This window comes from Burkholderia sp. 9775_39 (assembly GCF_015712225.1).
GTDB classification, from domain to species: Bacteria; Pseudomonadota; Gammaproteobacteria; order Burkholderiales; family Burkholderiaceae; genus Burkholderia; species Burkholderia cenocepacia.
In genome coordinates, this window is record NZ_JACCQC010000138.1 from 1 (window position 1) to 214 (window position 214).

Below are 214 nucleotides of genomic sequence, written 5' to 3' on the forward strand. Positions count from 1 at the left end.
ATGACGGCACGACGTTGCTGGGCACGACGACGGCAGATCCGTCCGGAAACTGGACGTTCACGCCGACCACGGGTTTGGGAGAGGGCCCGCACAGCCTGACCGTCACCGCAACGGATACGGCCGGCAATGTGAGTGTTCCGAGTACGGCCTTCAACCTGACGATCGATACGACAGCTCCGTCGATTCCGACAGTGAACGCGACCGACGGTACGTC

Annotated in this window: 1 protein-coding gene; it reads left to right on the forward strand. The window is 62.6% G+C overall.

Annotated features, from left to right (window positions below; all coding sequences use genetic code 11):
* Nucleotides 1-214 (forward strand): Ig-like domain-containing protein (locus H0X90_RS36380; RefSeq protein WP_196438463.1); only part of this gene is annotated, 214 nt, incomplete at both ends.